The 5,509-nt window shown below is 45.5% G+C and carries 5 protein-coding genes; 3 read left to right on the forward strand and 2 right to left on the reverse strand.

What is annotated here, in order from left to right:
• Nucleotides 1–74: 74 nt before the first annotated feature.
• Nucleotides 75–1,283 (reverse strand): sodium/glutamate symporter, encoded by a 1,209-nt coding sequence (gltS, locus tag HMPREF9065_RS01320; protein ID WP_021616868.1) that lies wholly within the window; start codon nucleotides 1,281–1,283, stop codon nucleotides 75–77.
• 311 nt (nucleotides 1,284–1,594) lie between these two features.
• On the opposite strand from gltS, the gene HMPREF9065_RS01315 reads away from it, so the two are divergent.
• Complete coding sequence (locus tag HMPREF9065_RS01315; RefSeq protein ID WP_156901114.1) at nucleotides 1,595–2,635, forward strand: glycosyltransferase family 9 protein; 1,041 nt, start codon at nucleotides 1,595–1,597, stop codon at nucleotides 2,633–2,635.
• Here HMPREF9065_RS01315 and HMPREF9065_RS01310 read toward each other — a convergent pair.
• A complete protein-coding gene (locus HMPREF9065_RS01310) occupies nucleotides 2,579–3,244 on the reverse strand; it encodes a membrane protein YczE (protein ID WP_021616870.1) in 666 nt (221 codons plus the stop codon). The two genes, HMPREF9065_RS01315 and HMPREF9065_RS01310, sit on opposite strands and share 57 nt — an antisense overlap.
• A 207-nt stretch (nucleotides 3,245–3,451) precedes the next feature.
• On the opposite strand from HMPREF9065_RS01310, the gene mobB reads away from it, so the two are divergent.
• Nucleotides 3,452–3,958, forward strand: coding sequence for a molybdopterin-guanine dinucleotide biosynthesis protein MobB (gene mobB / locus HMPREF9065_RS01305; RefSeq protein WP_021616871.1), 507 nt, complete (start codon nucleotides 3,452–3,454; stop codon nucleotides 3,956–3,958).
• A 10-nt stretch (nucleotides 3,959–3,968) separates the two neighbouring features.
• On the forward strand, nucleotides 3,969–5,360 hold the full coding sequence (locus HMPREF9065_RS01300; RefSeq protein ID WP_033002743.1) for a DHA2 family efflux MFS transporter permease subunit: 1,392 nt from the start codon (nucleotides 3,969–3,971) through the stop codon (nucleotides 5,358–5,360).
• Nucleotides 5,361–5,509: the final 149 nt, after the last annotated feature.

Raw genomic sequence — 5,509 nt, forward strand, 5'->3', positions numbered from 1 at the left:
ATAGCCAGACTTTGGCTGGCTATAATAAAAAACCCTATTGATACCTCAATAGGGTTTTTTATTGTTTTACAATATTAATGTAAGGCAGTGACAACCACCATAAAGACTTTCAACAATGCCGCATTCACTAAGTCAATAAAAAATGCACCGACCATCGGAACGATTAAGAAGGCTTTGTGAGATGGTCCAAAACGACTGGTGATGGCTTGCATATTGGCAACCGCGGTTGGCGTTGCGCCTAAACCAAAACCACAGTGACCGGCACTTAACACCACTGCATCGTAGTCTTTCCCCATCATGCGGTAGGTTACATAAATGGCAAAGGCTGCCATGAGTATCACTTGTAATGCCAAAATAATCATCACCGGTAATGCTAATCCGGCTAATTGCCATAATTTTAGAGACATTAACGCAATGGCGAGGAATAGAGATAAGCCGACGTTACCCAAGACATCCACGGCGGAATCCGCCACGTTAAATTTAAACACGTGGGTGAGGGTGTTACGAATGATCACACCGGTAAATAAACACCATACGAAGGTTGGCAGGGCTAACGCTGTGCCTTTGGTTTGCGCATCTAAAAATTGACCGACCAATAAGCAACAAACAAGCATGGTGATGGTTTCAATTAATGAGCGGGTAGTAATTTTACGTTGGAACGTTGGATGTTCGAAGGCTTCTTGAATATCGCTATGTTCATCATTTTCAGGGCTTTCATCACGACGCATTTTCTTTAATAAATGGCGCGCGACCGGGCCACCAATCACGCCGCCGCACACCAAGCCAAAGGTGGCACAAGCCATGGCTAATTCAGTGGCGCCTTGTAATCCGAAAGTTTCTGTAAAGGTTTTCGCCCAAGCAGCACCGGTACCATGCCCCCCGGTGAGGGTAACGGAACCGGCGATTAAACCATAGGCCGGATCAATATTCAGCAATAAAGAACCGGCAATGCCTAAGATGTTTTGTAAAGCGATTAAAATTGCGGCCGCAATAACAAAAATAATTAACGGCTTGCCGCCTTTCACTAAACGGGCAAAGTTTGCACTTAACCCGATAGAAGAGAAAAAGACAAGCATCATGGCAGTTTGTAAGTTGGTGTCAAACGTAAAAGAAATGCCCCAACCTTGGTATAACACGGTCAATGCGATTGCGACTAAAAAACCACCGACAACGGGTTCAGGAATATTATAGTTTTTTAAAATGGAAATACGTTTTACAAGGAAATACCCAAGCAACAGCACAAAGCCGGCTAATGCGAGGGTTTCATAGGTATTAAAATTCATAGACTGTCCTCTTTTTTTGACGGTGATTTGCCTCAATCCCTATTGAAAGCTTCAGAATAAGAAAACTTATGCGATAAATAAATTTTTCTTATCAATCACGAAGGGACTTTCAATTTAACAGAAAAAATTCATCACTTCTATAGGCAATCCGTTGTTTTTCAGGGGAAATTCAAGGAATTTAACAAAAATGTGACGAATGTTGCATTTATTTTACAATTAGTTAATTAGGCGATTTTCATTGGCATAAATCTTTTTAATCTGTCGCAGTCGGGCTAGAATACGCCCAATTTGGGCTAAAGAATGGAAACTTCATCATGAACGTATTAGTGATCAGAAACGATAAATTGGGCGATTTTATGTTGGCGTGGCCGGCGTTTGCGATGTTAAAAGCATCGGATCCATCACTAAAACTGACCGCACTTGTACCGCCTTACACCGCTGAACTGGCGCGCGCTTGCCCTTATTTAGATGATGTCATCATTGATGCACCCAAAAACGGCAAAATGGCATTTCAGCGCGTTGTCAGTGAGATTAAAGCACGGCAATTTGATGCGATGATCAGCTTCTTTTCCAATACACATAACGCTAAATTAGCGTGGAAATGCCGTATTCCTTACCGCTTGGCACCGGCGACCAAATGGGTGCAGTTTTTTTATAATCATCGTCTGACGCAACGTCGTTCTCAATCGGCCAAGCCGGAATTTGAATATAACTTGGATTTGGCGCGTGCATTTTTACGTGATCACAAGATCCCTGTGGTTGAGCCACGCGCACCGTATCTTTCCTTTGAGCAAAGTGCGGTGGAGATTCAGCGTAAATTTTTGTGCGACCAGCTCCAGATCGATACCTCGAAAAAATGGATTTTTCTACACAGTGGCTCCGGCGGCTCTGCCAATAATTTGTCGCTTACGCAATACGCGCAATTAATCCAAGGTCTCTTGCGCCATTTTGATGCCTATGTGATTTTAACCGCCGGCCCAACTGAAAGTGAAAAAGCCCATGAATTGGCGGAACTGGTGCAGGATTCACGCGTTGTGATTTATGATAAAAATAAAGGGTTGGTGGATTTTGCGCTTTCTTTAGCCTGCGCCGATGTCTTTATCGCCGGTTCCACCGGACCGTTGCACTTAAGCGGCGCGTTAAACGTACCGACCATCGGCTTTTACCCAAGCCGTCGTTCCGCGACGCCTTTGCGTTGGCAGCCCATTAATGATGCCCATAAGCATTTAGCGTTCTGCCCACCGAGTGATAAGGCCCGTCAAACGGATTTAACGCAAATTAAGATTGAGGAAAAGTTAGAGGAGATTATCGGTTTTATGACGAAAATATGGGACGCGACTGATAAAAAATAAGGTGTATTGCACCACCCAGCCAATGCCGAAGGCAAACATGAGCGTGCCAATGCCTAATACGCCGCCAAGTAGGAAACCGAAGACACAGACCAACACTTCAATAGACGTGCGCACGATGCCGATTTTCCAATGAAAATGTTGGCATAAGCCGACCATTAAGCCATCTCGTGGGCCGGAGCCTTGGTGGCAGGTTAAATAAAAGGCGGTGCCGATGCCAAACAATAAAATGCCCACAATGGCATATGCAAAACGGGCATAAAGTGCGGTGGGTTTTGGCAGTAAATAGGTCGTTACGCCCAAAACAAACGCAATCACAAAAATGTTTATGACGGTGGCAAGCCCAGGTTTGAGTTTTAACGGAAACCACGCCAACATGACAATAAGGCTGATCATCCAAGAGGCCCAACCTACGCTAAATTGTCCTTGTGTCGCTACGCCTTGGGATAATACCGTCCAAGGCGCTGAGCCTAAATCCGACAACAATAGCAATCCCTCGCCGAATCCAATGCTCGTTAAGGCGCATAGCAAAACGCTAAGGGATTTCAATTCAATCGACCAGAGCGATTTGGCAGCCCAAGAGGTATGTGGAAACACGTGCGGTTTTTTCATGGCGTAATATCACTCGCGATTATTCGGGTACGGATTAAGGCATCCTATTCGACAATGCCTTAAGAAAAAAGATATGTTACAACAAACTACGCGGAAAGTACGCTAAAACGCAAGAGAAAACCAAAAACGCCTCCATGTTGGTAAATTCCTTTTCTGCCTCAGGTTGTTATATAATCGATTGCATTCAACCCTCTCTAAGGATCACCTATGCTTCCCATGCTTGGCATTACCGGTTACAGCGGTAGCGGCAAAACCACATTATTAGAAAAACTGTTACCGGCATTGCAACAGCGCAATTTACACCCTGCCGTGATTAAACATAGTCATCACAATGCGCAAATTGACAAAGAAGGCAAAGACAGTTGGCGCATGAAAGAAGCGGGCGCGGCACAAGTCATTATGGCCTGTGATCAACGTTGGGCGTTAATGACGGAAACGCCACAAAGTGTCTCTTTGTCTTATTTAAGCCAACAATTTGATCGTGCATTAACCGATTTTGTGTTGGTGGAAGGCTTTAAGCAAGAGCCGATTGAAAAAATTCTGCTTCACCGCCAAGGGATGACAAAGCCATTGCCGGCGCTTGACGACTATGTTCTTGCCGTGGCGACCGATTATTCGTTAGCCTGCGAAAAACCGGTTTTAGACATCAATCACATTGAGCAAATCGCCGACTTTATTGTGGTGTGGTACCGACACAAGTGCGGTGAAATTTAAGCGTATTTTTATGAGTCAGCATCAACATTACCGACACCTTGCCCTTATCGCCGCCATGGCATTGTTTATGCAATCCCTTGACGCAACGATTCTCAATACCGCGTTGCCGGCGATTTCCGCCAGCCTGAATGAATCGCCGTTAGAAATGCAAATGACGATTATCAGCTATTCACTCACGGTTGCCTTGTTTATTCCACTCACCGGCTGGATGGCAGATAAATATGGCACGTTAAATGTTTTCCGTGCTGCCGTGGGTGTTTTTGTGTTGGGATCGGTGGCTTGTGCCATGGCAAATTCGCTAAACGCCTTAATTTGGTCACGGATTTTACAAGGTGTGGGCGGTGCGTTGATGATGCCTGTTGCGCGTTTAACGATTATTCGAAATGTTCCCAAAACCCAGTTGGTTGCTGCGTGGAACGCTATGGCGATGGCAGGACTTACCGGCCCTGTATTAGGGCCTATCGTGGGCGGTTGGTTGGTCACACATGCCACATGGCATTGGATTTTCTTAATTAATATTCCCATTGGCGTACTTGGCATCGTATTTGCCGGCCGTTATATGCCAAATAGCACAGGAAAAATAAAGAAGCTGGATTGGATTGGTTTCATCTTATTTGCGGGTGGCTTAGCAGGCGTTACCCTCGGGTTGGACTTGCTGTCGGAAGAGCGCGCCAATTCAGGGCTCACTGCCGTCATGTTAAGCGCAGGTTTCATCAGTTTTCTGCTTTATTATTACTACGCAAAACGCGCGCAAAATCCCTTATTACCGCTGAATGTCTTTCGGGTTCGCACGTTCCGCATTGGCATGATTGCCAATATCTTTATCCGTTTAACCGCATCGGGCATTCCTTTCCTCATGCCTTTGATGTTACAGCTTGTCTTCCATTACGGTGCTGATATTGCCGGCTGGTTACTTGCGCCCATTGCACTCAGTTCCATTATCACGAAATCCTTTGCTGGCAAAGTCTTAGCGCGTTTCGGCTACAAAACAACGCTCATTTCCACCGCACTTTCCATGACGCTTTCGATTGTTGTAATGAGTCTCTTTCATCAACACACCGGATTATGGCTGCTTGTTTGCATCTTGGCATGGTATGGTTGTTGTATGTCCATTATCTTCACTGCCATCAACACCCTCACCGTTTGTGAACTCAGCGACCACAATGCCAGTACGGGCGCCACTTACCTCAGCGTCATCCAACAAGTCGGCATCAGCATCGGCATCGCCGTCTCTGCCGTCATTTTAGATTGTTACCGCCATGTTATCGGCGAACAAGGCGAGCAACTACAACAGGCTTTCAGCTACACGTTCCTCACTTCCGCCCTCTTCGGCATAGCTTTGCTATGGACATTGCTTTACCTCAAAAAAAGCGATGGCGCAGGAAATTTTCACCACAAATAGACGATATTAACGACACTATCCCCCGTAGCGTGCAACTTGTTGCACGAATGAAAACATGCTCATGAGAGGGATAGGTCGTGCATCAAGATGCACGCTACAGGGTAAATTTAAAGTACGGTCAATATTCAAGAGATTTTAAAATTCACTGA

It is taken from the genome of Aggregatibacter sp. oral taxon 458 str. W10330 (genome assembly GCF_000466335.1).
Taxonomy (GTDB): Bacteria; Pseudomonadota; Gammaproteobacteria; order Enterobacterales; family Pasteurellaceae; genus Aggregatibacter.